Genomic DNA, 26,521 nt, shown 5'->3' with positions numbered 1-26,521 from the left:
CAACTTCAGCAATGGATCGCCAGCCTTCCTAATTATATCAAGGCTTATTTGTCGATTTCAGTCTGCGAAGTTTGAGTAAGTAAGAAAATTAATTAGAAATTTATTTTTATTGTTTATTCTTTCAGTATCAACTGAGAGGAGAATAATATGAAGAAGACTTTTAAGAAAATTATGATGTATTTGGTAGCGATTTTGATGCTTGGATTAGGTGTCATATTTATCAATCATCAATATCAGCTTAATAAGGAATCCAAACTTTTAGATAGTAAAGGAACACTTGTTGAGGTCGATCATCAAAAAATCAATGTTTACACTGAGGGGGATGGTCAGGACACTTATGTGTTTATGGCAGGCTCAGGGATTTCGGCTCCCATTTACGAAATGAAAGGGCTGTACAGTAAATTTTCACAAGAACAGAAGATAGCTGTTATTGAAAGAGCGGGATATGGCTATAGCGATGTCTCGAAGGACGAACGAGATATTGATACAATGTTAGCACAAACGAGAGAAGCTCTTTTGAAAAGTGGAAATAAGCCTCCTTATATATTAGTACCACATTCCATTTCAGGTGTTGAGGCTATTTATTGGGCACAAAAATATCCTGAAGAAATTAAGGCGATTATTGCGCTAGATATTAGTTTGCCAAGTCAATATGTGGAGCATAAAATGGGAGTAGTCGATGTATGGACTGTTAAAGGAATGAATTTGCTAACGAAATTGGGCGTACATCGATTAACACCTTCGCAAGTGTATAATCCAGAAGTAATGAAGCAATCGTTTTTAACGGAGGAAGAAAAAGAAATTTATAAAGCATTATCCTATAAACAAACTTTTAATGATGATATGAAAAATGAGTTACTACATGTGTATGAAAATAGTTTGAAATCAGAAGAGCTTCCGAAACCAAAAGACACACCGATATTATTAATAGATGCCATTGCTGAACAAGATAAAGATTCAAAATTTACGAAGTATCATAGCCAGAAATATGCGGAATTTGCCGAGCAAATTAATATTGCGGATGTCAAAGAATTAAGTGGTACTCATAGTATCTATTTGTATAAACCTGATGAAATTTATCATCTTGCTATAGAATTTATGAAGACAAAAGTTGACAACACAGAAAGGCCGAGGTAATGAAAGGATTTACGATTTTAATAGTAGAAGACGACCAAATGATTGGCGATTTAATGCAAAAAATACTACAACGTGAAGGATACGACGTTGTATGGAAAACGGATGGACGAGAAATTATGAACCTTATCCATCAAATCGATTTAGTCATAATGGACATTATGCTTCCAGGGGAGGATGGCTATCAGCTAACTAAGAATATTAAAAGCTTAGGTTTAAATATCCCCATTATTTTTCTTTCAGCTCGCAATGATATTGAGAGCAAGCTTCAAGGGTTAACAGTCGGTGAAGACTATATGACAAAACCATTTGATCCGAGAGAGCTTCTTTTAAGAATGCAGAAAATGCTAGAGCAGCAATATGGGACGTTTACGCAAATCCAGCATCTATTGATTGATCTAGAGCATCGTAAATTATTTAAAAATAATATACATGATGAAATTTCATTAACAGCGATCGAACGTAAAATTTTCTTTTATTTATATGACAACAAGGATAGGGTGTTAACGAAGGATCATTTTTTTGACTATTTATGGCCGCTTGAAGATCGAAATCAAAATATCATCAATGTTCACATCAAAAAGATCAGAACGAAATTGAATGATTCATCAGGTACCATCCTACAAAATATTTACGGAGAAGGGTATCGATTAAATACCTACATAAAGAAATGACATTAAAAACAAAATATCGATTATTATTATTTACGGCCATAGTCAGTGTCCCAATCGTATTGTTAGGGATCAGTGTGTCGATGTCTATTATGTATGAGTTTGCCTTTAAAACTAGAAATAAAGGCACTCCATTTCATGAATCTTTCGCTTATCCAACGATGCTAATGGTGTTCTTTCTATCATTATGTTTGCTAGCATTTTTATTTTCGAAATCGATCAATTCATTACTGACGAAAATTAATATGCTAAACAAAACGATTCGTGACTTAGCGAGTAATGAAAAAATACCGAGTACATTAGATGTTGGCAGTGAGGATGAAATTGGACAATTAATTCAGTCGGTTAATATACTAATTGAGCGAACTACCTATCGGGAATTAGAGCTTAAACAACAGCAGGAGCTACAAAAAGAGCTACTACAAAAGCTAAGGCACGATATTAATACACCATTAACAGCGATCCGTTTACAATTATTTTATCTAGAAGATACCTATAAGGAACAGCCAAAATTGGTGGAATCCTTGAACGAGCAAATACATTATATCGCTAGTTTAACGAATGAATTTAATTTGCAATCCTTAGACACAATGGAGAATTCTTATATCGTTACGGAGGAAGTGCAACTCACGACATTGTTAGAAACGATGATAAAAAAATGGAGCTATTTATATAGAATGCATAACATTGAATTAATTTTTCATTCAGAGGATGCCCATTTAACGTGGACTAGTAATGAACTTTGGCTCCAACGAATGTTTGATAATGTGTTCCAAAACACATTGAAACATTCACAAGCTACAAAGCTCGAGATAACAATTAAGGACAGTAAGGTTTTCATGATTGATAACGGTACTGGCTTTGAACAAAATCGTGAAAGCGTGGGCCTTGGCTTGAAGATCATCGATGACATCGCTAGAATTCTTCAAGTAACTTATGCACTACATTCAAATGAAGAAGGGACATCTTTTTGTTTTTCTATTACAACCTAGAAACAACGGCTTTTTCACTTTGCCGTTGTTTTTTTATTACATCGAAAAAGCTAGGTGTTGCTGCACGTCAACAAATGGACAGCTGTTTTGGCTGTTCAGCTTCTGAATCAGTCAAAGAAGCAGGTGTAGAAGAAATCGCACTATTCATTGATACACATTGCAAAGCACGTTCGTTTAATTGGGCGCTTGAAAGATCGGAAAAATTAATCGGAGCTGCAGAAATAGGTCAGGAATTGCATGATTCAATGCATCCATACTGGCAATTGCAAAATGATAATCTTCAGGAGATATGTTGTTGTAATCGCTAACCAACTCTTCTATGTCTGACCAAGCAGTAGAGGCATCATACTCAGCTATTCCCTCACTTTTCGTTTTTGCAACAAGGTAATATTCATCAGAAACTTCTTCGCACTATCTCAACAAAGTTTAACGCCGATATTAGGCATACACTCTGCCTTAGATGAATATCTTAATGGGAAATTACTTTATAATAAATGGGGTGATACACTTGGGATACTTTGTAACTGTCGAACCAGGCGTCAACGTATTTATCGAGGACATCAATCCAAAGGGAAATAAAACGATACTTTTTATTCATGGATGGCCGCTAAACCATAACCAGTTCGAATATCAGTTCAACTTCCTTCCAACGCTTGGATATCGTTGTATTGGAATGGACTGGAGGGGATATGGCAATTCGGATAAACCTTTTAGCGGGTACAGTTTCGATAGATTAGCAGATGATGTCCGCATGGTCATCGAGACGTTACAGTTAAGAGACATAACCCTGGCAGGACACTCTACAGGAGGCGCGATCTCGATTCGTTATATGGCTCGTTACAAAGGGTATGGGGTATCTAAACTCGTCCTGATCGACGCTGCCTCTCCATTTAGCGTTCCAAAAGAATTTACAAATAAAATCATCGAAGATACAAATCATGACCGACCGCAAATGCTGCAAGACCAAACGGGAAATTTTTTCTTTCAGTATATTTCCGAACCGAAATCCGATTGGTTCGTTTTAATGGGATTAAAAGCGGCGAATTGGGCGACTTCCGCCATTATGGTCACACTTAGAGATGAAAATATTTACAACGATCTCGGTCAGATCGATGTACCCACATTAATTATTCACGGAATTCATGATAAAGTCGTTCCGTTTACCCAAGCTGAGGAAACAAATAAGCTGATCAAAAATTCGAAGCTAGTTCCGTTTCAATACAGCGGCCATTGTGCTTTTTTAGAGGAGCGCGATAGATTCAACCAATTATTATCTTCTTTTGCATAACGACTCGGAAATGCAACACCGTCGCGAATTAATTCGTAAGCGTCAAATGGCCCCCACCTTAAATAGATGAGGGCTAATTTATACTGATTTATGATTTAAATACGCGGCAGGTCAACGGCAACGACAACGGCCACGGCAGTAGCCGATCCAGTTCTTCCGGATTTCGGGTCTGATAACAGGCATAACTACTTCACAAAATGTTTTGCAACAAGGTAATTTTAAACTGCTTTACAGTGTCCTCTATATCGACTGTCTCTTCTTTTTTGGCAATCTTTCCGTAAATCATCATCATAAACGACAATGGCGAACTCGTATACTTCTTAATCGACTTATATCAGGATATCGAGAATAATTCGGGTTTTACCATCGTATCAATAAGGGAAAGCTACCATTGGAAAAAAGGAGATTGCCTTTGTGCCAATCGTATTCAGTTGCCCAATAGCGCGCGATGGTTTGAATATTCTCAAGCGGCACCCCTTGCGACTGAGCCGGGGCGGTTTCCTCGACCATTTCGTTAAAGAGAATTTAGAAAAAGCTAGAACCCTTGGAAATGATTTGTAGTTCATCCTGTGTTATTACACTAACGGAAAACAATAGATCAATAAACAGCGGCAGTCTAGGGCTTTATTTTCTTGTCCTTGGATGTCGCTATTTCAATTTAAATGTCCTCCCCTGGCAACTTTCATGGGAGTTTAATAATTTCTCCCCAAAATTTCTATCTAAAAACAGAATCATATAACTACCAGCACAAAGATAAATTGCAACTTGATTTTTTTTGTTTTCATATACCGCAATGATATAAGTAGAACTTGCCATCATACAATTGTTTAGAAATATTAATAATTTTTTCGAATTTTTCTATAGTGTCATCTCTATCAAAACTCAATAAATCATCATCGGAGTATTCATGGTAATAAATAAGTTTTTGGATTACACTTGGACCATTCTTAAATAAATCTCTCCAAGCAGTAAAAATAGAAATAAGGGAGGAAGCCGAATGTTCATCAAATAGTGTTATCCCAATCTCATTAATCCCTATTTGTTTCGGATTTCCTGGAAAAGCTGGATTCATACATGGAATCCATGTAAGTGAATCAAAAATATATTCAAATACATTGTTATCAACTGTAATGTAATCAACAATTATATCCTTGTAATTGTCTCTATTCCTACCAAAATTCAGAAAAAAATCGTCATCTTGTGTTTCGGTCTTTTTTATCAAATAAAATTCATGCATAAATATCCCCCTCGTATATTCAATCCATTTATATGTAACAAATAACTATATTAACATATATTATCTTTTCGAAAACAGCATAAAATAAAAACCATTGAATCGAAACCGTAAAAGAACCATATAAAACTATAAAGGAGGGAGGAAAGTTTTTATGAACAAAAATTTCCCTACAAGTGTAAGTATGGTTTACATGATGACGAATAATGAAGTCATGAATCAAGTCATTGCCTATAACAGGGACACAAATGGAATGCTTACCTTTGTGGGTGCCTACCCAACAAATGGTAGAGGTACTGGCACAAGGAAAGTCTCTGCAGCCACGCCAAACAATGGGGTCGACCCTCTGACGTCACAAGGAGCTTTGACCTTATCCCGTTATGGTCGTTTCCTTCTCGCAGTGAACGCAGGCAGCCATAGTATTAGCAGTTTTATCATTAGTGACAACGGTGCACCCGTTCTCGTGGACGTGAAGCCATCGGGAGGTGCTCAGCCTAATAGTGTGGCTGTGTTTGGTAATCTTGTCTATGTTGCCAATGTTGGCTATGCCGCAAACAATTATGCATCGAACATCATGGGTTTTCGCATAGATGAACACGGGCGCCTTACACCTATTGCTGGCTCTTCACGTTCTCTCAGCACTTTCAATGCCGAGCCCGCTCAGGTTCTCTTCACATGTGATGGCAGTAAGCTCCTAGTAACCGAGTTTACTACAAACCGTCTTAGTGTTTTCAACATAAAGCAAAACGGTACAGTTACAAAACCAATCGTTAATAATTCTTATGGTGAAGGCCCATTGGGTGCCTATTTTTTATCCTCTGGAATCCTCTTAGTTACTGAAGCAAGTTCAAATGCGCTGTCATCCTATTCAATGAGCAACGATGGGATTCTCCAGGTGATCAGTGGTTCTGTACCAAACGGATATAAAACCGCATGCTGGGTAATCACAACAAGGGATGAACGTTTTGCCTTCATTACTAATACTTTAAGCGGCACTATTTCCACGTACCGAATCGATCCCAATGGTGCCCTGTCAGTAGCAGGGCATATTACCAGTACACCAATAGGAACAGCTCCAGGACTGCCGATGGATGTTGGAGTGAGTAAAGATGGACGGCATTTTTACACCCTGAACGGAAATCAAGGAACAGTCTCCGTATTTGCTATTCAAGAGGGTGGAAGTCTAGTTAGATTGCAGGTAGCCGCTTGGACTCAACTTCCTTATTTCGGCTCGCAAGGATTAGCTGTTCTTTGATTTTATTGGGAAGTGGGTGATAAATTTAGAAAGTTTGGTGATAAATAAAAAAAGTTGGTAGATAAATTATAAAAGTTGGTAGATAAATAAAAAAAGTTGGTTGATAAATAAAAAAAGTCGGTTGGTAAATTAAAACAGGGCGAGAAATCACAAAATTGTCCCAATAAATTGCTAGAAGACTCTATCGAATTAGCTTTGTTCGATAGGGTCTTCCAACAATGATTCAATAACATGTTTTAATTGAAAGATAGAAGATTGTTGACTCTCATTCTTCTTGTAAATAAAGACAGTTTCTATTACTTTGTTTAGCTGCTGCAAATCATAATAGTGAATATTGGAATAGTTATAAAGGTCAATAAGCTTTGTATTTAACACAGCAATTGTATTGTCTATTTGTAGAAAATCAAGGATACTACTTACCGATTTTATTTCCTTCATCGTAAATGGGACTTGATACTTTTTTAACCACTCTACCATTGCACGTGTATACATACAGCCTCTGCTTAATACAAGAAGTGTTACAGGTGAACGTTTCTCAAAATTAATAATATGTGAATTATTCGAAATGACTTCAAATGTTTCTGTTGCAATCATGTCATAGTTTAAATCAGGATAGTGTTTAATCGGATTACTCGTCAGTGCACAATCCATTTCGGCATGATGTGTTTTTTCATTTAAGGAAGTGCTGGATTCCACCGTGAAATCGACGTCTAATGGAATATCATTTGTTTGTAAGGCATTCATAATGGATGCTCCATAAATTTTAATTGTTGTATGGGAAGTGCCGAAGTTAATTTTTGTAGTCGTTTGCGCCGAACCAATTTCTTGTAAAAATTCATCGTACTCCTGTGTAATAAGCTTTAGAAATTTTAAATATTGTGTCCCTACATTCGTAATCTTCAAGCCCTGCGGTGTACGTTTAAATACCTCCTGACCAATTTCAGCCTCCATTTTCTTCACTTTAGAGGTTAAGGCTGATTGAGTATAATTCGTAATTTCAGCGGATTTACTAAGATTTTGCCTCTCCAAAATGTCGATTTTTAATGCTATTTCTTCTATGTTCATGTTGTATGTCACACACCTATAAAATTTTTTGATAGCCACTATCATTTTCCTCCATTTTACGCATTCAGAGTGCAAGCGTAAACTCTAGATATGTAAAGTTAATGAATTAGTGTAACAGCATTGGAGGAATTTTTTATGAATACATATTATAGATGGGTCATCGTTTTAGTAGCTACGTTGTCCCAAACTGCGGCAACTTTTGTGACGTACGGCATGGGACCGATTGCCACATTTTATCAAATTGAATGGAATTTATCTTCGCTCCAAACAGGTTTTATCGTTTCTGCCGTTAATATTGGCCCAATCTTTTCGATGATTCTGTTCGGCTATTTAATGGATAAAAGAGGGGAAAAACAAATTATCGGGTGGGGCTCCATTTTACTAGGATTTTCAGCGCTCCTTCTAATGTTGGTCAATAATTATGCAGTGTTGTTATTTTTATTATTAATCGTGGGCGTCTGGTACGGAAGTGCGCAAACGGGGGGCAGCACCGCCATTGTGAAATGGTTTCCAGATAAACATCGTGGGCTGGCGATTGGCATTCGGCAAACAGGCATTCCAATCGGTGGAGCTTTAGCATCAGCGATTCTCACATATATGTACTATCATTATAGCCTGACATCGGTACATCTTGTGCAAGGCTCTGTGGCTATTGCCGGCGGACTGCTTTTTTTACTGATCTATCAGGAGCCCAAAAATCGTGTAGCAGTAGCTGCACCCTCTGTCACTTTTAAAGAGAAGCTCGAAGCAATAAAAAATAATAAGGATTTGTATCCAATCTACATTGTAGGAATTGTTATGATGACTTTACAAATGATACTCGTTGCTCATTTCATGAGTTATTTACATCATGAAGGAGGTTATTCCTTAACAGAGGCGGGGCATTATTTAAGCCTTTTATTAATCGGTGGAATGATTGGAAGGGTAGCCATTGCTTGGATTAGTGATCAATTTTTTGAGCAGAAGCGGGAATATTTATTAATGATAGTAATGGTTAGTGCAGTTATTCTTACCGTCATATTACCACTTATGCTACATGCGAAAATGTTAATGCTAGTATGTTGTTTCTTATTAGGCTTTGTAGCACTTGGCTGGTATTCGTTGTTTATTGCTTGTGTAACAGAGCAATCGAATCCACTTTATGTTGGTCTAACTGTGAGTGCAGCCTTGACGTTGAATCAGTTTTTTATTGTGATCGCTCCTTCATTATATGGTTTAATGGTAGCAACATTTTCAAGCTATCAAGTTGCGCTGGACATTGTAGCCATAGTTGTCGCTCTCGGTGCAATGAATTTATATAGGGCGACGCAAAATACGAAGATTAGTTCAAAAGTTCTATAGTAACGTAGTAATCATAAACCCAATTCGTTTCACATTCAGTTCATAAACTTGTTGTATTATCCGTTTATAGACAACATCTATAAAAACTTAGAAAAATGATTTCCATCAGTAAGTTCATGAAAAATGAAACGATGGTAATAAGCGAAGGGGGAATACAATGGATAATGTGTATAGAATGAACAGCCCGTTAGCGAATTGTGAGTGGGCCATTGAAGCACACGGTCTTAAGAAACATTTTGGAGAAAATCGCGCTGTTGATGGGGTCGATCTAAACGTACGTGCTGGCACTATCTATGGCGTACTTGGTCCTAACGGAGCAGGAAAGACTACTACTATCAGAATGCTAGCAACCTTACTACGAGCAGATGCTGGGTCGGCACGAATATTCGGTTATGACATAGTGAAAGAGCCACATATTGTACGTCAATTAATTGGAGTCACTGGTCAGTATGCTTCAGTTGACGAGTCACTGAGTGCAACGGAAAATTTGATTATTTTCTCACGTTTGCTAGGATTGGGACGTACGGAGGCCCGAAATAAAGCAGCTCAATTACTGGAAGAGTTCGGTTTATCAGAAGCCGCCAAACGTCCTTTGAAAAATTTCTCTGGTGGAATGCGTCGTCGCCTAGATTTGGCAGCAAGTCTGATCGCACAGCCACCATTGATTTTCTTAGATGAGCCGACTACAGGGCTAGACCCTCGAACACGTAATCAAATGTGGGACACGATTCGTCGATTAGTAGATACAGGATCAACCGTTCTGTTAACGACACAGTATTTGCAAGAGGTTGATGAGCTGGCAGATCGACTTGCCGTTATCGACTATGGCCGAGTTGTTGCAGAGGGGACAGTCGATGAGCTAAAGGCATCTGTAGGTACATCATCTTTACATTTGAACATTGAAAATCCTCAGCAGCTCATAGTTGCTCGTGAAACTGTAGAACAAATACTCAAAGTAAAAACAACTGTTTCACAGGACATCGGGAAGATTACGGCCCCGATGTCAAATGTTGACGCAGTTACAAATTTACTGATCGCACTTCGTCAAAAAGGAATACAACTTGACGAGTTTAGCGTACAAAAACCAACCTTAGATGAGGTGTTTTTAACCATCACTGGTGAGAATGTTCCCCAAGAACTCAAAGACTCTAAGCAACTAGAGGGGGAAAGAGTATGAAAAGTCAATTGCTAAACAAACCAAGCTTCAATCAATCGTTAAGAAATTCGTTAACAATGGCCTATCGAGGAGTATTAAAAATTCGACGTACGCCTGAGCAATTGTTTGATGTAACTCTTCAGCCGATTATTTTCACCCTAATGTTCACCTACATTTTTGGTGGAGCCATTTCGGGCAATGTGCAAAACTATTTGCCAGTCATCATTCCAGGAATTCTTGTGCAGACTGTTATCACTACCTCAATCGTCACAGGAGTCCAATTGCGTGAAGATATGGATAAAGGAGTGTTCGACCGATTTAAATCATTACCTATCGCACGCATTGCTCCACTGGCAGGTGCCCTATTGGCGGATACTATTCGTTATACAATTGCCACTGTACTTACTTTTACTATGGGATATATTATGGGGTATCGACCAGAAGGTGGATTAGGTTACGTTGTACTTGCGGGGCTTTTAGTTATTGTCTCTGCCTGGGCTATAAGCTGGATTTTTGCCTTCTTTGGTGTCATTGCGCGTACAGCTTCAAGTGTACAGGGAATTTCTATGCTCGTTCTGTTTCCACTTACATTTCTTTCAAACGCTTTTGTTCCAGCCGAGACTCTACCAAATGTCCTACAGTGGTTTGTGAAAATTAATCCAATTTCACATCTCGTCACGGCCGTTCGAGAACTTTCAAATTCGGGAGCAATAGGTTGGGATTTGTCAGCTTCACTTATTGGAGCTGCTATTGTTGTGGTAATCTTTGCGCCACTGACAGTTCGTGCTTATATGCGTAGAACATAGGAAAAGTTCTTAATAGTAAATTTATAGTGTGTTTTGCACAAGCAACTGTCAATACACACTTTATATAGAAGGAGCTAAAGTTATAATTGTTATTTATGTAAATAATAGGATAAAATAGAGGAGAGAGGAATGGATTTGGCAAACGGAGGAATGCAATGATGAATAAAGAAAAAAGTTCGATTTGGATAGATGCAACTATTGCTGCAGTTTGGCGGGCTGTCACAGAGGAACAGCTACTGACGCAATGGTACGCCCCAGATGCAACTTGGGAAATTCCTAAATTAGAGGCGGGAGAAGAGATAATTTTCTCGATAGTGCCGAATGAACAAAATCAGCTTGCGGAAAAATTACCGATGGTGTTAACGATTAAAAATGTAACGCCAAATCGAGAGTTTTCGTTTTACTTAGGTATAGAAGAAACACTGATCGCTATATTTTTACAGGAAGAACAAAATGGCACCACGGTCACTTTTAATACGAACGGCTACGAGGCTTCTCTCGCTAACTTAAAAACTTTAGTAGAGGTAAATGAAAACCGTTAACTTGTATGTTTCATGGAAAATGTTTTTTCATGAAACTTTTTTATTGTCCATCAGTCTTACTGTAAACGCTTTTGTGGAGGCGAGCAAAATGTTTAAAGAACAGAAGGACGCTCACTTAATTAGGGCCATGATAATGTACGGGGATTATTTATTACGCGTATGCTATACATATGTTCAAGATTGGACAGTGGTTGATGATTTAGTTGAAAAAATGAAGCAATGTCATAGCTATCTTTCAAGCGTCATTGATTACTGGGGCAAACTAAAGAGCCTTTCCAATCCTGAAAAGGAATTTTTTCACTTTCGTTGAAAGGTGATATATCCATTATATAAATCCTCACTACGTCTTAGGTCTTAGAAGATTTTAAAGCGGAGGGTCGTTTTTGTTTATGAAAATTCCTATATAATGAATTTATTGGAATAATATATAGCGGGAGGAAATTACATTGAAAAAATTTATGGGAATTGGTTTGATTATAGGCGCCTCAGTAATTGCGTTATCGGGCTGTAACTCAGTCGTACCAGGTAAAACCAAAGATGAAACGATCCTAGTCGAAAAGGATAAAGCAGAGAAGCTAGATGTTGAATTACAACTTGGAGTTGGAGAAATAACAGTAGAAAAAGGTGCCAAGGATTGGGTTGAAGGTACTGCTCAATATAATATTGATAAACTGGCACCAAGAGTTAACTATGACTTACGCGGCAAGACAGGAATAGTATCGATTGACCATAAAGGATCTACTAGTGTGCGTTTGGGGAAAATAAAAAATACTTGGGATATTAAACTGAATGAAGATATTCCAATGGATCTTTCAATCGAAACGGGCGCGTCGGATGCAGAGTTAGACTTACAAGGATTGCAGCTGGAAAAATTAAATATTGACACGGGTGTTGGCGATCTCAAAGTGGATTTAGGTGGCAATTGGAAAAAAAGCTTCGAAACGAATATTGAAACAGGTGTTGGGCAAACTACTGTCATTTTACCATCAGAAGTTGGGGTAAAGCTTACGACAGAAAACGGCATCGGATCATTAGATGTAGAAGGCTTTATTTCTAAAGGCAAAGGGGTTTATGTAAACGAAGCGTACGATAAAGCAGATGTGAAAATAGAGGTCCATTCAGAAATGGGAGTTGGCGAAGTTACTTTTAAATTGGATAAATAAAGAAAAGTTTAGTAGGCTACTTTAGATGGAGTAGTCTACTTTTTTTATTCTAGAAAGAAGAGTCAAAGAGCCAGAAAGAACCGCCAGAACGACGGAAAGAAAGGCCGAAGTGACGGAAAGAATCGACTAAGCGACGGATAGAACATCCAAATTGACGGATAGGACCGACGAAGTGGGATTCAACGAACAATTGAAAAGAAAGATCTTTTATTTATAAAAAGAATTTTAACAAAGTGAAACCTTTTAATAGAGTTATTTACTCTAAGTATTGAAAGGAGGAAACAGCATGGAACATGACTTATCGATCGTCAAACAGGCTATTGCAGGGAATAAGGAAGCGTTTGAGCAGTTACTTATACTAGAGGAAGAAAAATTATTTTATACTGCGCTTTCTTATGTTGGCCAAAAAGAGGATGCATTGGATGCTATTCAAGAAGCAGCATGTAAAGCCTATCTAACCGTTCATCAGCTAAAGCATCCGGAATTTTTCTCTACATGGCTGTTTCGTATTTTAATACATGAATGCTACCGTTTGCTAAAAAAAGGGCAGAAAATCATTCCTTATGAAGAAAGTGAATTATTAAATCGTTTACAGAAGCAAGAAAATGTTATGGCGAATCCAATCGATTTATCGGATGCTATACAGCTTTTGAATCATTCGCAGCAAATGGCCATCATTTTATTTTATTATCATGATTTACCGATTAAAGAAATTTCAGAAATAATGGAAAAGCCAGTTAGCACTATAAAAACATATTTGCATCGTGGGAAAAAACAATTAAAACGAGAATTAGAAAGGAGTGCAACGTTCAATGAAAAAGCCATTTAATGACAACGGTACCCTTCCAGAATTCCCAAGAGATGAGGTACGATCAGCGATTGCAAATGGAATAAAACAAGCAGAGGAGCAAACAAATATGACTAAAACACCGGTACAAATTAAAAGAAAAAGTAAACGTAAACGTAAACCATTATTATATGTAGCGAGTACGGCGGCCGCATTTAGTATTATGATAGGTTCTGCCGCATATGTCTCACCAACTTTCGCGAGTACATTATCAAAGCTACCAATTGTCGGGTCGGTATTCAGTAATTCAGGCTTACCTGGGTTAAAACAAGCAAGTGAACTAGGTCTAACGAGCACTATAGGAGAAAAACAAACAATTAACGGTATATCTGTAACGATAGACGAAGTCCTTTATGACGAATCTAATATTTCTGTTGGATTTACAATTGATTCTGAAAAGGAATTAAGTATGGAATACTTTGGGTCAGGGCCTGATTTAACTATAAATGGTAAATATCCTGAGGCGAGTTCTGGTTCCTATGGTAAAAAAGTTTTAAGTCCTACAGTTCTTACAGGTATCGCGACATTTGATGTAAAGGATAACATGCCAGATTCCTTTGAAATGGGCTTAGTGTTAGAAGGTAAAGGAGGAGAAAAATGGGAATTTACGGTTCCTGTTAAAAAGATTGCGAATACTATTTTTGTTCCAGTTATTCATCAGCAACAAGCAGAAGGCATTCAACTGGATGTGTCCAAAATTTCATTCAGCCCATCAGGTATAGCACTTGACTATAAAGCTACTGAAAAGGGCACAATTGATAATTCACAAGTAGGTGCATCGTTTATAGAATTCCGTATTACCGATCAGAATGGTAAGGAGATTACATCACATTCTGGTGGCGGAGAAGGTCATTTCGATAAAGGTGTATGGAACTTTAGTAGCACCAAGTCCTTTGACCCGATTTCAAACGATGTTCAAAAATTAACGATTACCCCATATTTAATGCTTCCTTCAGGCGGAGGCGGTGTACAAATGGATAAGGATGGCACAGAAACAAATATACCATTTGATAAGTCATCACTAAAAGAAGTGAAGTTCCAATCATTCACGGTAGAAGTACCAAAGCAAACTAAATAAACATGCAAGCGTCAAATACAACCTTTGTATTTGGCGCTTATTTTATGTTAGGTTATAGGAAGCAACTGAATGAAGGAGCGAACGGATTGAAGATTTATACATATAAACAACCTGCGGCGATTGAGTCAACAGAGTTAGTCACGATTTTAAATGAAGCGGGAGAAGTATCGTCGACTGTTCAACGCATTTATTCGAATGGATTGAAAAAGGCATTTGACCGCACAATGGATTATCGCTATTTTGTACGTTTTGATGTCAGTGATGTCACTGGTCAGCCTCTTTTCACATGTAAGAAGATGTCGCGTCGTGGTCGAGTGCATTTTAAAGGGAAGGATTTCGTCACAGGCAAAGAGTATATGATTGCCTATGATGGCTGGCAAATTATGATTCCTGATTTAATTATCACGGATGATGTCCAAAAAATAAATTTGAACAAGGAGATGGAGGACTGGTCCGTATTTTCTCTTGATGATCAACCGATTGCACGGTGGCAGGCTGTCTTTTGTGAGACTCATTTTGAGATTACCCTGCAAATTGAAGACAACAGCCCGATACAGCATGAAGCCTTTTTTATTGCGATCGGACAAGCAGTACTGTTTGTAGGAGCGTAAGATGTCGATAAATTTGAAAAAGTTGGGCGATAAGGCTTTGAATTAAAGTTTGGAGCAAATCTAAAGAGCATGTTTTGAAAAAATTAATCAAAACATGCTCTATTTTAATGGGCAGATCAGGTCATTTCGATTTGAAGCGCCAACAACTGTTCTAATCCTTCTTTTAATGGCGGTTGTGCCTTTTGGGCTACATCTTCGAGTTCCTCTATGCTTCCAAAAATCCGGCACAGTACCATTTCGTATTCATAAATCTCTTTGCCTTTTAGAGCCTTGTATAGCGCCTCGGCTAGCTCAGGAGTGTCAATGGTTAAATTTTTGACCAACGTGCCTTCATCAGTCCCTCCCAGCAAAATGGATACAATCACTGGCATAAGCTCTGCCTTTACGCCATGCGTCTCAATAAACGCCTCCATATAGCCATCCTGCGCTGACTGATGCTCTGTATCAACCAGCTCCATATAGCGGCACACCAGCGGAAAATAAGCTTCGCTGTACAAGCCAAGGCCCAATGCTGCATAAGTGCCCGGCATGACCGATTCCTCGCTCGGCTCTACGTCACCGTACCACGCGAACTCTTCCATAGCTGTATTCACATATTCTGCAATCTTCGGGAACAAATTAGGGTAGCCAAGAGCATTGGTGAAAAACTGATGTAGCTCGGACTTCGCCAGTTCCTCCACGGGAAGGAAGTTCTTTTGGCTACTCTCTAACTTTAGTTGATAACTTTTAGGAAACTCTTGTTTCAAAAGATTGATAATATAATCCAACGCTTCTTTGTAAGCAAGTTCTTCTTCGGAGAGAATTCGGATTTCAATCGTTTGTGTAATATCGTTGTTTCTGCCTTCTATCAGTTCTCCTCGATATGTCCGTACAAATTTTCCGCTACCAATTTTCAAATAATCAGCAGCCTTTTTGGAACCCAATTGGACAGCCAGTTCCATATACTTTTGCGGGATATCCGGTTCTGTGAAGCCAATCTGCAATGCTGCATAAAGAAAGAAATCTATTTCTTTGGCATCTACGGAAGGATGATCCTCCTTCAAAGTCCAAATCATTCCATAATCACCGGATCGGTCAAAATACTGTAGTAAAAAGTAATCACTTGCCCATTTTTTTAACCCCGAAGTATATCGGGTAATCAAACCGTTTTTGAGTTCTTGATTATTATTCAGCTTGTCGGTGAGACGACGAATCAACGGATCAATTACTTCTACTTCCTGCTGCATTAAATCAGGGTTGACCAAATGATAGGCGAAAAAGAAAATGTCATTCTCTTCGGGTAACACAGGCAAGTCAGAAAGAATCATTGTTTGAATAAAATGATCCAGCGTCTTTTTGAGTTGGATTAACTTGGGCTCATTAAACAGCTGTTTGTTAAGAGTTAATTTCGAACTCTCCCACTCAAACTCAAACACAACTTCAAACTTGTAATCAAAGAAACGAGGTCCTAGTTCCTCAGAGTGGAACAGGCCATTCACAAGCCCACATAAGGCAGGAAAGAACTCCTCAGCCAGAAGTTCATCTGTCAACTCCATGATGTAAGTATCCGCTTCAAATTTATAGGAGCTGAGATATGAAGGTCTGTAAAAACTGATATGAATTTTTCCTTTAGACCAAGAAAACTTGCCTTTTTTCCACGTAACTCGAAGGTAGTTGTGAACTCCACCTTGCAAACTTCTTTGGTCCTTAAACTCATTGATTCTTTTGCTTTCTTGTTCGTAAAGTGTAGTGATTTCCTTCCATACCTTATTCAGAAAAGCTTCCACAGCCTGATTCAACGGTATCTCCTCCTAATAACTATTCTGTTAGCTTAGTTAGTTTTATAAGCAAAATTGTATTAATCTACATATATTTTACATAATATTACACAAGAAGCGAACATCTTTTTTACAGATTTTCCGAACGAGAAAGCCCATGCAGGGTGTAGCCCGTCTTTAGACATGGGATGAAAGTGAGGTCAGACAAGAGGTAACTATTGCTACCTTAATTGTCTGAAAGGGTGTTATACTCCATCTATAGACTAGTAAAAGTCTATAAAACACGCTCGTTCATTGAAAATTGGATATTGTATAAGGTTCGATAGCCCAATTCATGCTATCGGTAAAACAATATGTGTCGTCACGAAAAAGACGCTAAAACACATCGGACGAAACCAACTATACACTATGGTAACAGTAGTGTAGCCCTATCTGCTATATGCACTGGATAGGGAGGGGTAATGAGATACCCCAAACTTGAGAGCTGTTCAAAACAGAAATGGACTGCGAACGCTTAGTTACTCAGGAATCCCACTGACATTAGTCAGCTTGTCCCTTTAGGGGTGGGAATCTCAATAATCTGCTACGTTCGTTTAGTTTAAGTACAAAAGTTCAGACCTTCATAGTCGGATTTGCATTAAAAAATAGCTTATTTCTTAGAAAGCTATTTTAATAAAACTCTGTTTAGTTGAGCGATGTCCGATAAAACGAAAAAGTTAGGCGATAAATCAGAAAAATAGGGCGATAAACTAAAAAATTTAAGCGATAAATGAAAACAGACCCTCTGCTGCTTAGAGGGTCTGCTGTCGTTTATATGTCAATCATTTCATTCGCCAATTTTTTGCGACTAATCCAGTAACCTTGTAGCGTAAAGACAATGAGAGTGACACTTAAAAATACGATACTCGTCACACCTAATGTTACGAAGTCATAATATATAGGTGCTCCGTCAATAGTGCTCATCAATTTTGTTACTAGAAGTCCGAGAAATGTTCCGACTGTCAGTCCATAAAGCACAAAGGATAACGCTTGCGTCAAAATCAGCTTGATCAACCCACTCGGTGAAAGACCAATAAGTCGTTGAATGGCATAATCGCCACGTTTTGCATAAATCGAGTGAAGCAATGTTTGTAATACCCCGAGGCAAGTAGTTATAATCAAAATTACAAAGACTCCAGCGAAAAGACTCCAGCGTTGGAAGGTCAAATCATTGGATTGCTCAATGATCGTCTCTTTATCAGTAATTTTTATAGCTGGCCAACGCTCTACTAAGAAAGAGAGCTCAGCTAATGCCTGCTCTGTATTATCTGTTTCCACCATAATGTCTTTAATATATGTTTTAGCAATACTAGTTTTAGCAATGTTTGAAAGGAATGATGACCAGTCAACCATTAGATCAGATTCATTAATTGAAGAATCTACAATATCAATAATTTGTAATTCGCCGATAGGGATAACCTGTTGTAATTCATTATCATAAGCGCCTGTTCTGAAGCGATCCCCTACAGCTAATTTATGTTTTTTAGCAAAACTTTCTGTGATAATAAGTCCATTTTTAAAATCACCATCAATAGCCTTTAGTTTACCTAATTGTACATATTTTTGGACATCAATCGCGATAACATTTTTAGATATCCAATCATTACCTATTTGTAAATCGATATTAGCATAATTACTTCGTGCATAGGCATAGGACACACTTGGCAATGTTTCAATTTCTTCTATTAAAGCTGGTGTAATGGTTGGATCTTTTAATTCATTATCAATTTTAATCGATGTTTCATATTTAGAGATAATATTCTCATATGAGCTTTGTTGAATCGTTTTAAATAAAGAGCTACCAAATATTAAAATGACCATTAACCCGATAATACTTTGTATAATCGGCATGTTTCTTCGTACTTGTGGCATGAGCTGCTGATATGCTAAGTATGCTTCTTTGCCAAACACAGTACGAATTGATTTCAATGAAATTTTGAATAGTGCTGTAAAGAGATACGGCATCATATATAGTAAAATCCCACTAACAAATAATGTACCAATTAAAATCATGGGAGCACCTTGTCCACTACTTGTTCCTACTCGATTCGCATTTAAAAACAGGAAAAGGGATACGACTACAAAACCACTAACAATAATTGTTTTCCATTTTGTCCATCGTAAACTTAAATTTTCATTCTCTGTTGCGATTTGTAAAGGTAACAAGCTTGCACTCTTTCTTACTTGCCATTGTGTGACTAACTGAAGCAATGCGAAACTCGCAATGGCAATCCCAAAAACAAAAATAATCGGAAAATCAGTTTTTGCTTCTGGTAATTTCATTAAGCTAATGAGCTGTGGTAGCCAACTTTTGACGACTAATAAACTAACAGATGTCCCCAGTATTACCCCGAAACTAATGATTATAGATAATTGCAATTGAACAATGCGTGTTACCTGCCTTGAGGAAGCACCAAGAGCCCTTAACACCATAAGTTGTTCTTTAATTTTGTAAAATAATAGCTGGAATGTTGCCAACAGTAAGACACTTGAAATAAGTAATATAAAGAATGCCAGCACTATCATGAAAATCATTAAGGCCTGTAAATTCTTCTTAAATTCATCGTAGTCACTCATGGCATCGACACGTAATGTTTCATCAAGCTTCTTTAATTCCGTAGCAACGGAGGTTGCTATATTGTCTTCTGTTTTAATAAGGGCATACATTCCTGCAGTTTGTTCATCACTTAATTCCATCCGCGTTTTTAACACATCATTTTGCACAAGAATAAAATTAGGGCTATCTGTGCCTTTTAGAGGTGGAAGAATTTCTTTTATCGTAAAGTTTCCTGTATCAGCTTCAACGGAATCTCCACTATTAAAAGTAATGTTTAGTGTATCACCAACTTCTTTGTGGAAGAGACGCGCTACATTCTCAGCAATAACAACATCATTCGGGCCAAGATTGACATTAAAATGATAGCGGCTTTTTACAAGGTTATCGTTTTCAACACCAACTGTATAAAAAGTAGTGTTTTGTTCATTTTCAACCTTAGTATGGGCTAGTGACACACTGGACACTTTTGTAACACCTGGCATTGCCTCGAAATTTTCGATTTGCGTATTTGTTAATACCATATTTTGCTCGGGATTATAGCCGACCATTATATCCATTTCGCCAAATAGTGCTTTTATTTCTTCCTTCATTTGACTATTTGCATTCCAAATGTAGACACTTATCGTCATTACGAGACAAATAGAAATGGTGATGATACTAATACTTGTTAGTACATTGGCCCACGCTGCTCGAAATAGCTTCAAAGCAATGGTACGCATCGTAAACATTACACATCACCTCTAGTAATCAGCTTGAACTTCGCTAAAATACAATCTAAATCCTCAGCTGTTTGCGTATTTTGATAGGAATCCACAATGGAACCGTCATGGAAGAATAAAACACGATTTGCATAAGTCGCAACATAAGGATCATGTGTCACGAGTAACATGGTTTGATTCATATTTTTTTGCAAGTCTACTAACAGCTCTAAAATTTCATCTGTCGTATTCACATCCAAAGCACCCGTCGGCTCATCTGCCAGCAATATTGGTGGATTTGCAATAATAGCGCGGGCTATTGCCACTCGTTGCTTTTGACCACCAGAAAGCTCATTTGGTCGATGTTTTGCCCATGCGGCAATATTAAGCTTTTCCATCATTTGCTGTACGCGTACTTTGATCTCTTTACTCGGAACATCATTGAGGATAAGAGGGAGCGCAATATTATCTTCAACTGATAAATCCTTCAATAGATGAAATGATTGGAAAATAAAGCCGATATTCTCTTTACGAAATTTTGATGCATTTGGTTCTTTATAAATATCATGTGCTTCTTTTCCAAATAAGAATAATGCGCCTTCAGTCGGTTCATCGATGGCGCTAATCATATTAAGGAGTGTACTTTTACCAGAACCGCTCGTCCCCATAATGGCGACCATTTCGCCTTGATAAATCGTACAATGAATATTTTTTAATGCATTGACCGAATGATGCTTTTGTTGAAAGACTTTTGACATCCCTTCAACACGTAGCACTTCTGTTAAACGTCCTTCTGGAATCGGAATCCCATCAATGACTCCTTTCAACGGATTGAACCCATTCATCTAAATATGCCCCCTTTAGTTGTTGTCGTAAAGCTTGTAACCCTCTACGGATATGTGTTTTCACAGTACCCTCAGGACATTGTAAAATCGCTGCAATATCTTTTACCGAGTAGTCTTGATAAAAACGTAATAGTAAAACCGTTTTGTATTTTTCCTCTAGCTCGCAGAGAGAATGCCATAAATCAAGTTCTTCTTCGATATATGTAGGTGAAGTACTATTGAGATCCTCTAATGTATGTGGTTCAACAAGCTGTACCGAGTTTTTCTTGGCAAGATAGGTTTTACAGCAATTAATAATAATGCGAGTTAACCAGGTAGAAAAATATTGAGGGTCGTTTAATTTAGGTAAGCCCTCATATGCACGGATAATGGTCTGTTGAAAAACTTCTACGGCGTCATTTTCATTTTGGACATAAACATAAGCCATTCGATATAACTTATGTTGCTCCTGCTCAATAAGCTGATAAAAAGCTTGCTCATCTCCGTTTTGTGCTAACTGTACTAATGATTCTTGCTTTGTAGTAATGAAAAACGCCTCCTTCCGACTATTAGACTTGGCAAACTATCATTTCGATTCAACTTTTTTTATTTTATGGGAATTTAATGGGTCATCGCCATAACGTAGGGGTGATTTCCGTTCCAACTGAGCGCTTTGTTGCTGCCGCTACGCTTTCGCACAGATAAAACATTTGTTGCTGCCGCTACGCTTTCGCACAGATAAAACATTTGTTGCTGCCGCTACGCTTTCGCACANATTTGTTGCTGCCGCTACGCTTTCGCACAGATAAAACATTTGTTGCTGCCGCTACGCTTTCGCACAATAAAACATTTGTTGCTGCTGCTTTGCTTTCGCTATGTCGGAACGAAGATCAATTTATATATATGGCAAAAGTTTTAACAAAGTTATCCTTATCTTTTGTTATTGTTCCAATTTAACGGGCAATGTCCAATTTATGGTTAATGATGATCTGTTGCTATAATACCATTGATAGGTGGAAGTGATGGAGGTTTAAGAGGTAAAACGAAAAATAACTAACTAGAAGCATTAGGTGTGTTGATTAACCATTTTTATACATCCAAAGAGGCTGATTTCCGCTACGGGCTACTCGCTTTCCTGCGAGCGAGCGTCGAGCCGCTTCCTCCGCTTCCTCCGCTTCGCTCCGTGCAGGGTCTCGGGCCAACAGATGTTTTTTGTGCGAAAGCGCAGTGCTAACGTAGTGACAGCAACACGATGTTGGTCACGAAGGCGTTATCACAGGATGTGATGGTTTTAGCCTTCGTTCCTCTATCGCTTTCCCGCGGGAGTCGAGTAGCCCTACGCTACAATTAGTTAAAATGGAAATATATTGGCAAAGTGGTAACGGAAAAATCCTTTTATCGCTCAATAATAAACTTATTTTTGCCTAATCAACACGCCTGGGAATTAATATCAATATAGAAAGAACAGCATATTTTTATGACTGTTCCTTTTTGTGTGTGATAAAGGCACTATTTTGAGTTTTAGGATAGTCCATCTGTTTTATTTTCCGGATTTTATAATGCGCTATAAATTACATAAAAATTAGCTACTTATTTCATTTAATGTGGAAAAAATTCCTGATGCATCCAAGTTCTTCATTAAAATGGTAGATTACTAATGGTATTCAAATTATGACAAAGCAAATTTAGGTTTGTATTGGAAAATAAGGAGAATTTGAAATGGATTTTAAGTCTATTAGTAAAAGAATTGTTTTTTCTTTCAGCGTTGTAATAGCAATAGTCGTTTTATTTATTGGTTACAATTACTACGCAGTAAAACAAAGCAATAGCGCAACGGAACAAATCATTGATGAAGAATTGCAATTACTAATTGCAGATTATGAGCAAGCGCAAACGATTGCGCTAAGAATTGCTGCAGCTAGAGGGTATGTACTTTCTGGCGAAGAAAAGTATAAGAAGATTTTTGAAGATAATGTAGCGCGTGCTGTCGAGACTGAACAAAAACGTTTAGCTATAACGGAGTCAGGCGATTTCAGCAAGCTTGCGGAAATGTCGAAGGAATGGAGTAGATATGTTGAAAAAGAGGTATTAGGTGTTTATGATCGAGGTCAGATTGAACTAGCGACGAAAAATTTAGCTTCTATGAGTGAAAAGGCGACGGAAATACGTGAAGGCTATGAGGAATTAGCCCAGAATCGTAAGCAATCTATCAATTCTTTAGGCGAAGATATTATTAAAGTAGGAAAGAATAAGCAGCTGACAGGTATTATCGTTGGAATTGTCATTGTTATCGTTTCGATTATGATTGCATTATTAAGTGCTCGAATCATTTCAAGACCAATCATCGCAGTGACAAATCGTATGCAACGAATTACAGAAGGTGATTTAAGTGAGCCTGCACTTGTTGTGAAATCCAAAGATGAGGTAGGACAGCTTACAGAAGCGACTAATAAGATGTCCGATATTTTGAATAGTTTATTAAAGCAAATTCAAACAGTATCTAATGACGTTGCTGCGCATAGTGAAGAGCTTATGCAATCATCGACAGAAGTGAAAACGGGCACGGAACAAATTGTCGATACAGTTAATGAAATTGCAAGTGGCACAGAAGTGCAGGCGAGTAATGCTTCAGATGTAGCGACAACAATGACAGAATTCACCTTAAAGATGACAGATGTCAATAATAGTAGTACGGATGTTCAGCAATATTCACAAAATGTCATGGCTTTAACGAAAGAGGGCCAAGGTTTAATGGACGCATCTACTGCGCAAATGACATCCATTCATCATATTGTGAAGGATTCTGTTTATAAGGTTGATGAACTCAGTAAGCAAACACAGGAAATTTCAAAAATCGTAGCTGTAATTCAGGATATTGCTGCACAAACGAATTTACTAGCTCTTAATGCAGCGATCGAAGCGGCCCGCGCAGGGGAGCATGGTAAAGGTTTTGCGGTCGTTGCAGATGAAGTACGTAAACTCGCCGAACAAGTAGCCGTCTCAGTAGACGATATAACGGGAATTGTTCAAAAAATTCAACGCGATTCTATCACGGTGACATCCTCACTGGAAACTGGCTATCAAGAGGTTGAAAAAGGTACGGCTCAAATCGCATCTACAAATGAAACATTCAACCAGATTGCAGAAGCTGTTTACTCCATGTCAACGAACATTAATAGTATGACGACAAAGCTAGAAGAGGTAGTACAAAATACGGTTACGATTAATAAATCAGTGGACGAAATTGCCGCTGTATCAGAACAATCTGCTGCAGGCATCCAAGAAACTTCAGCAACGATCGAACAAGCAGCAAGCTCTATGGATGAAATCAAAAATAGCTCAGCTAATTTAGCGGACATGGCAGAGAATCTAAACGACCTTGTTCGGAAATTTAAATTATAATTAAGTTTGTTCGCATTCTGAATTTGCATCTAATGCGGGTCCAAAAGAAGGTTAATCAGTAAACGCCATACCAAACAAAAGTAGCTGATGAAACATTATTAAGCGAAAGCACTGTTTGAGTTGTGCGCAATTGCATTATTACTGAAAAGAATAATGAAAATCGGAGAAACCAGCAATTGACGAGGAAATCGTGTGATTGCTGGTTTTATTTGGTTATGAGGTTTAGAGGTAAAGTGAAGTCGAAGATATATATTACTAAATAATTGTAAAATAATAGTTTTAATCTAGGTTTATAATACAGTGTTTTGTTATAATGAGGTAAGGTGCGAATAGTTAGCTAGCATAATTTTATAGAGGGACTCGCACCAGAAAACATAGATAATGATAGTTTTGATTGTATATTTTTATTTCTTAATGACTATTTGTATTATTATTTATGTTAATAAATCAATTAATTTGTTATTAATTCATTACTTTTTGCTGTCTCTTCTCGTATGAGGAGAGTGGATTGAAATACTGTTAATACCTAACAACACATATTTTTCAGGTCTCTTCTGTAAGCCCGTAATCAAATAACGCATACAAATAGCTAGGCACCTCCGGTACGATAGACGTATCAAATGAAGGAGGTGCTTCTTTATGTTAACTACCAAACTAACAATTGTCCCTGTGACACTCGAACCTATTACTGACGAATTCTCTTCTAATCATTCACCTCAATATTCCGATTGCCCAAGCTGCGTCATTAAAACGGCTACCGCGGANACTGACGAATTCTCTTCTAATCATTCACCTCAATATTCCGATTGCCCAAGCTGCGTCATTAAAACGGCTACCGCGGAAATCTCCTTCTTCAACGGCGTAGATGAGCACATCATTCAAACGATTATGAAGGAGTTGAATAATCGATGAAGCATGATTTTACGAGCGTAAAAAATATCTATATCATTTGTGGCAAGACCGATATGCGTAAAGGTATTGATGGTCTCGCTACGCTCATTCAGGATTCTTTTGAATTAAATCCGTATAGCGATTCCATTTTCTTATTTTCTGGATGGAGCAAAGACCGCTATAAATGTTTGTATTTTGATGGGGATGGATTCGCCATGCTTTACAAACGATTGGATAACGGCAAGCTTCAATGGCCAAAAGATGAAAATGAGGTACGTAACTTAACGCAACAGGAGCTTCGCTGGCTATTGGAAGGATTATCGCTTCAGCAGCCAAAGGCAATTGCGAAATCTGCAAAAGGTGTCTTTTAAATTTGCTTTCTAAGATGGTATAATCAANCGCTTCAGCAGCCAAAGGCAATTGCGAAATCTGCAAAAGGTGTCTTTTAAATTTGCTTTCTAAGATGGTATAATCAACCATAACTTATATTGAACGAAATGTGGTGGATGATTTGATGAACACTTCTAACGAAAAAGTGATTCAACTTCTTGAAGGACAACTTGCGTATATGAAAAACCAAAACAAAGATTTATCAAAACAAATTGAAGTGCTAACAGAACAAGTTCGCCAATTAACAAAAGCTTTATACGGTTCAAAATCGGAAAAATCAAAGTATCAAGCACCAGATGGACAATGTTCTTTATTCGATGACGATCCGTCTTTTAACGAATCTGAGCACACAGAAGAACAAAGCACAGCGACGATTACTTATACTGTTAACCGTAAATTACATAAGAAAAAACGGAATGATTCTTTTCAAAATGGGATTGAAATCGAAGAAATTCACCATCATCCCATCAATACACAATGCGACTGTTGCCTCGGCCAAATGACCGAAGCCGGTACAACTATTGCGCGTGAAGAAGCAAAATTCATTCCGGCAAAAATGATGCGCATCCAGCATATTGAACATGCCTACGAGTGCAAGCACTGTAAAATGGATGCCACACAAAAAGCACAGATGAAACGCGGGAAAGCCCCACAAGCTGCCATTCAGCGAAGCATCGCGGGACCTACCGTTCTAGCAAAACTCATCTATGATAAGTTCATCCAATACTTGCCTCTTTACCGTCAGGTAAAGGAGTGGGAACGATATGGCCTGCTTACAAA

General features: G+C 37.9%; 25 protein-coding genes. 18 read left to right on the top strand and 7 right to left on the bottom strand.

The features are described from left to right. The first annotated feature begins 147 nt into the window (after positions 1 to 147). From AMS59_RS01750 to AMS59_RS01730, 5 genes are all read left to right on the top strand, one after another. Positions 148 to 1,137 (top strand): alpha/beta hydrolase, encoded by a 990-nt coding sequence (locus AMS59_RS01750; protein WP_053482052.1) that lies wholly within the window; start codon positions 148 to 150, stop codon positions 1,135 to 1,137. Continuing rightward, positions 1,137 to 1,808 carry a response regulator transcription factor gene (locus AMS59_RS01745; protein WP_053482051.1) on the top strand — a complete coding sequence of 224 codons (672 nt, stop codon included), beginning with the start codon at positions 1,137 to 1,139 and terminating at the stop codon, positions 1,806 to 1,808. Before AMS59_RS01750 ends, AMS59_RS01745 begins: the two co-directional genes overlap by 1 nt. Beyond that, positions 1,805 to 2,797, top strand: a complete 993-nt coding sequence (locus AMS59_RS01740; RefSeq protein WP_053482050.1) for a HAMP domain-containing sensor histidine kinase — start codon at positions 1,805 to 1,807, stop codon at positions 2,795 to 2,797. The genes AMS59_RS01745 and AMS59_RS01740 overlap by 4 nt, the downstream gene beginning before the upstream one ends. Next, on the top strand, positions 2,776 to 3,105 hold the full coding sequence (locus AMS59_RS01735) for a hypothetical protein (protein ID WP_053482049.1): 330 nt from the start codon (positions 2,776 to 2,778) through the stop codon (positions 3,103 to 3,105). The genes AMS59_RS01740 and AMS59_RS01735 overlap by 22 nt, the downstream gene beginning before the upstream one ends. Positions 3,106 to 3,305: 200 nt before the next feature. Further along, positions 3,306 to 4,085 carry an alpha/beta fold hydrolase gene (locus tag AMS59_RS01730; RefSeq protein ID WP_053482048.1) on the top strand — a complete coding sequence of 260 codons (780 nt, stop codon included), beginning with the start codon at positions 3,306 to 3,308 and terminating at the stop codon, positions 4,083 to 4,085. A 360-nt stretch (positions 4,086 to 4,445) separates the two neighbouring features. Here the strand turns inward: AMS59_RS01730 and AMS59_RS26840 are convergent, their stop codons facing one another. Both AMS59_RS26840 and AMS59_RS01725 read right to left on the bottom strand, forming a co-directional pair. Beyond that, positions 4,446 to 4,595: an epoxide hydrolase N-terminal domain-containing protein gene (locus tag AMS59_RS26840; protein WP_156304529.1), complete on the bottom strand. Its 150-nt coding sequence runs from the start codon at positions 4,593 to 4,595 to the stop codon at positions 4,446 to 4,448. Between the two features lie 271 nt (positions 4,596 to 4,866). After that, positions 4,867 to 5,322, bottom strand: coding sequence for a hypothetical protein (locus AMS59_RS01725; RefSeq protein ID WP_053482047.1), 456 nt, complete (start codon positions 5,320 to 5,322; stop codon positions 4,867 to 4,869). Positions 5,323 to 5,473: 151 nt separating this feature from the next. Between AMS59_RS01725 and AMS59_RS01720 the strand changes: the two genes are divergently transcribed. Next, positions 5,474 to 6,574, top strand: a complete 1,101-nt coding sequence (locus AMS59_RS01720; RefSeq protein ID WP_053482046.1) for a beta-propeller fold lactonase family protein — start codon at positions 5,474 to 5,476, stop codon at positions 6,572 to 6,574. 189 nt (positions 6,575 to 6,763) lie between these two features. On the opposite strand, the gene AMS59_RS01715 is transcribed toward AMS59_RS01720, so the two are convergent. Then, a complete protein-coding gene (locus AMS59_RS01715; protein WP_053482755.1) occupies positions 6,764 to 7,639 on the bottom strand; it encodes a LysR family transcriptional regulator in 876 nt (291 codons plus the stop codon). A 135-nt stretch (positions 7,640 to 7,774) separates the two neighbouring features. On the opposite strand from AMS59_RS01715, the gene AMS59_RS01710 reads away from it, so the two are divergent. The 9 genes from AMS59_RS01710 to AMS59_RS01670 all read left to right on the top strand — a co-directional run bounded on the left by AMS59_RS01710 (position 7,775) and on the right by AMS59_RS01670 (position 15,183). Further along, positions 7,775 to 8,980: an MFS transporter gene (locus AMS59_RS01710; RefSeq protein ID WP_053482045.1), complete on the top strand. Its 1,206-nt coding sequence runs from the start codon at positions 7,775 to 7,777 to the stop codon at positions 8,978 to 8,980. A 157-nt stretch (positions 8,981 to 9,137) separates the two neighbouring features. Next, positions 9,138 to 10,157: an ATP-binding cassette domain-containing protein gene (locus AMS59_RS01705; RefSeq protein ID WP_053482044.1), complete on the top strand. Its 1,020-nt coding sequence runs from the start codon at positions 9,138 to 9,140 to the stop codon at positions 10,155 to 10,157. After that, the gene (locus AMS59_RS01700) at positions 10,154 to 10,942 is read left to right on the top strand and encodes an ABC transporter permease (RefSeq protein WP_053482043.1); all 789 of its coding nucleotides are present in this window, start codon (positions 10,154 to 10,156) and stop codon (positions 10,940 to 10,942) included. The genes AMS59_RS01705 and AMS59_RS01700 overlap by 4 nt, the downstream gene beginning before the upstream one ends. Positions 10,943 to 11,097: 155 nt before the next feature. Next, a complete protein-coding gene (locus AMS59_RS01695; RefSeq protein ID WP_234007656.1) occupies positions 11,098 to 11,484 on the top strand; it encodes an SRPBCC domain-containing protein in 387 nt (128 codons plus the stop codon). 88 nt (positions 11,485 to 11,572) lie between these two features. Further along, positions 11,573 to 11,794, top strand: a complete 222-nt coding sequence (locus AMS59_RS01690; RefSeq protein ID WP_053482042.1) for a hypothetical protein — start codon at positions 11,573 to 11,575, stop codon at positions 11,792 to 11,794. 136 nt (positions 11,795 to 11,930) lie between these two features. Then, positions 11,931 to 12,647: a toast rack family protein gene (locus tag AMS59_RS01685; protein WP_053482041.1), complete on the top strand. Its 717-nt coding sequence runs from the start codon at positions 11,931 to 11,933 to the stop codon at positions 12,645 to 12,647. Between the two features lie 286 nt (positions 12,648 to 12,933). Continuing rightward, a complete protein-coding gene (locus AMS59_RS01680; protein WP_053482040.1) occupies positions 12,934 to 13,476 on the top strand; it encodes a sigma-70 family RNA polymerase sigma factor in 543 nt (180 codons plus the stop codon). After that, positions 13,460 to 14,572: a DUF4179 domain-containing protein gene (locus AMS59_RS01675; RefSeq protein ID WP_053482039.1), complete on the top strand. Its 1,113-nt coding sequence runs from the start codon at positions 13,460 to 13,462 to the stop codon at positions 14,570 to 14,572. Before AMS59_RS01680 ends, AMS59_RS01675 begins: the two co-directional genes overlap by 17 nt. 86 nt (positions 14,573 to 14,658) lie before the next feature. After that, on the top strand, positions 14,659 to 15,183 hold the full coding sequence (locus AMS59_RS01670) for a hypothetical protein (protein WP_053482753.1): 525 nt from the start codon (positions 14,659 to 14,661) through the stop codon (positions 15,181 to 15,183). Positions 15,184 to 15,299: 116 nt separating this feature from the next. On the opposite strand, the gene AMS59_RS01665 is transcribed toward AMS59_RS01670, so the two are convergent. The 4 genes from AMS59_RS01665 to AMS59_RS01650 form a co-directional block, all read right to left on the bottom strand. Beyond that, the gene (locus AMS59_RS01665) at positions 15,300 to 16,961 is read right to left on the bottom strand and encodes a DUF6138 family protein (RefSeq protein WP_053482038.1); all 1,662 of its coding nucleotides are present in this window, start codon (positions 16,959 to 16,961) and stop codon (positions 15,300 to 15,302) included. 789 nt (positions 16,962 to 17,750) lie between these two features. After that, positions 17,751 to 20,264 carry an ABC transporter permease gene (locus tag AMS59_RS01660; protein WP_053482037.1) on the bottom strand — a complete coding sequence of 838 codons (2,514 nt, stop codon included), beginning with the start codon at positions 20,262 to 20,264 and terminating at the stop codon, positions 17,751 to 17,753. Further along, entirely contained in the window at positions 20,264 to 20,992 is a 729-nt protein-coding gene (locus tag AMS59_RS01655) for an ABC transporter ATP-binding protein (RefSeq protein ID WP_053482752.1), read from the bottom strand. Before AMS59_RS01655 ends, AMS59_RS01660 begins: the two co-directional genes overlap by 1 nt. Positions 20,993 to 21,044: 52 nt before the next feature. After that, a complete protein-coding gene (locus tag AMS59_RS01650) occupies positions 21,045 to 21,536 on the bottom strand; it encodes a sigma-70 family RNA polymerase sigma factor (RefSeq protein WP_369814303.1) in 492 nt (163 codons plus the stop codon). A gap of 1,241 nt (positions 21,537 to 22,777) precedes the next feature. Here AMS59_RS01650 and AMS59_RS01645 point away from each other — a divergent pair. The 3 genes from AMS59_RS01645 to AMS59_RS01630 all read left to right on the top strand — a co-directional run. Next, positions 22,778 to 24,460: a methyl-accepting chemotaxis protein gene (locus AMS59_RS01645; RefSeq protein ID WP_053482035.1), complete on the top strand. Its 1,683-nt coding sequence runs from the start codon at positions 22,778 to 22,780 to the stop codon at positions 24,458 to 24,460. Positions 24,461 to 25,368: 908 nt separating this feature from the next. Beyond that, the gene (tnpB, locus tag AMS59_RS01635) at positions 25,369 to 25,722 is read left to right on the top strand and encodes an IS66 family insertion sequence element accessory protein TnpB (RefSeq protein ID WP_053482033.1); all 354 of its coding nucleotides are present in this window, start codon (positions 25,369 to 25,371) and stop codon (positions 25,720 to 25,722) included. Between the two features lie 143 nt (positions 25,723 to 25,865). Then, positions 25,866 to 26,521: IS66 family transposase zinc-finger binding domain-containing protein (locus AMS59_RS01630; protein ID WP_199777649.1), on the top strand; the 656-nt coding region annotated here is incomplete at its 3' end.

This window comes from Lysinibacillus sp. FJAT-14745, assembly GCF_001275675.1.
GTDB lineage: Bacteria > Bacillota > Bacilli > Bacillales_A > Planococcaceae > Lysinibacillus.
Note: the sequence above shows the minus strand (reverse complement) of the source record. Positions and strands in the feature narration are given on the sequence as shown.

Excerpts from the sequence above, each read along its gene's own strand:
- AMS59_RS01645 (WP_053482035.1), top strand. The coding sequence starts at position 22,778 with ATGGATTTTAAGTCTATTAGTAAAAGAATTGTTTTTTCTTTCAGCGTT.
- AMS59_RS01660 (WP_053482037.1), bottom strand. The coding sequence starts at position 20,264 with ATGTTTACGATGCGTACCATTGCTTTGAAGCTATTTCGAGCAGCGTGG.
- AMS59_RS01705 (WP_053482044.1), top strand. The coding sequence starts at position 9,138 with ATGGATAATGTGTATAGAATGAACAGCCCGTTAGCGAATTGTGAGTGG.
- AMS59_RS01750 (WP_053482052.1), top strand. The coding sequence starts at position 148 with ATGAAGAAGACTTTTAAGAAAATTATGATGTATTTGGTAGCGATTTTG.
- AMS59_RS26840 (WP_156304529.1), bottom strand. The coding sequence starts at position 4,595 with ATGGTCGAGGAAACCGCCCCGGCTCAGTCGCAAGGGGTGCCGCTTGAG.
- AMS59_RS01710 (WP_053482045.1), top strand. The coding sequence starts at position 7,775 with ATGAATACATATTATAGATGGGTCATCGTTTTAGTAGCTACGTTGTCC.
- tnpB (WP_053482033.1), top strand. The coding sequence starts at position 25,369 with ATGAAGCATGATTTTACGAGCGTAAAAAATATCTATATCATTTGTGGC.
- AMS59_RS01715 (WP_053482755.1), bottom strand. The coding sequence starts at position 7,639 with ATGAACATAGAAGAAATAGCATTAAAAATCGACATTTTGGAGAGGCAA.
- AMS59_RS01745 (WP_053482051.1), top strand. The coding sequence starts at position 1,137 with ATGAAAGGATTTACGATTTTAATAGTAGAAGACGACCAAATGATTGGC.
- AMS59_RS01695 (WP_234007656.1), top strand. The coding sequence starts at position 11,098 with ATGATGAATAAAGAAAAAAGTTCGATTTGGATAGATGCAACTATTGCT.
- AMS59_RS01680 (WP_053482040.1), top strand. The coding sequence starts at position 12,934 with ATGGAACATGACTTATCGATCGTCAAACAGGCTATTGCAGGGAATAAG.
- AMS59_RS01655 (WP_053482752.1), bottom strand. The coding sequence starts at position 20,992 with ATGTCAAAAGTCTTTCAACAAAAGCATCATTCGGTCAATGCATTAAAA.
- AMS59_RS01690 (WP_053482042.1), top strand. The coding sequence starts at position 11,573 with ATGTTTAAAGAACAGAAGGACGCTCACTTAATTAGGGCCATGATAATG.
- AMS59_RS01740 (WP_053482050.1), top strand. The coding sequence starts at position 1,805 with ATGACATTAAAAACAAAATATCGATTATTATTATTTACGGCCATAGTC.
- AMS59_RS01720 (WP_053482046.1), top strand. The coding sequence starts at position 5,474 with ATGAACAAAAATTTCCCTACAAGTGTAAGTATGGTTTACATGATGACG.
- AMS59_RS01700 (WP_053482043.1), top strand. The coding sequence starts at position 10,154 with ATGAAAAGTCAATTGCTAAACAAACCAAGCTTCAATCAATCGTTAAGA.
- AMS59_RS01725 (WP_053482047.1), bottom strand. The coding sequence starts at position 5,322 with ATGCATGAATTTTATTTGATAAAAAAGACCGAAACACAAGATGACGAT.
- AMS59_RS01675 (WP_053482039.1), top strand. The coding sequence starts at position 13,460 with ATGAAAAAGCCATTTAATGACAACGGTACCCTTCCAGAATTCCCAAGA.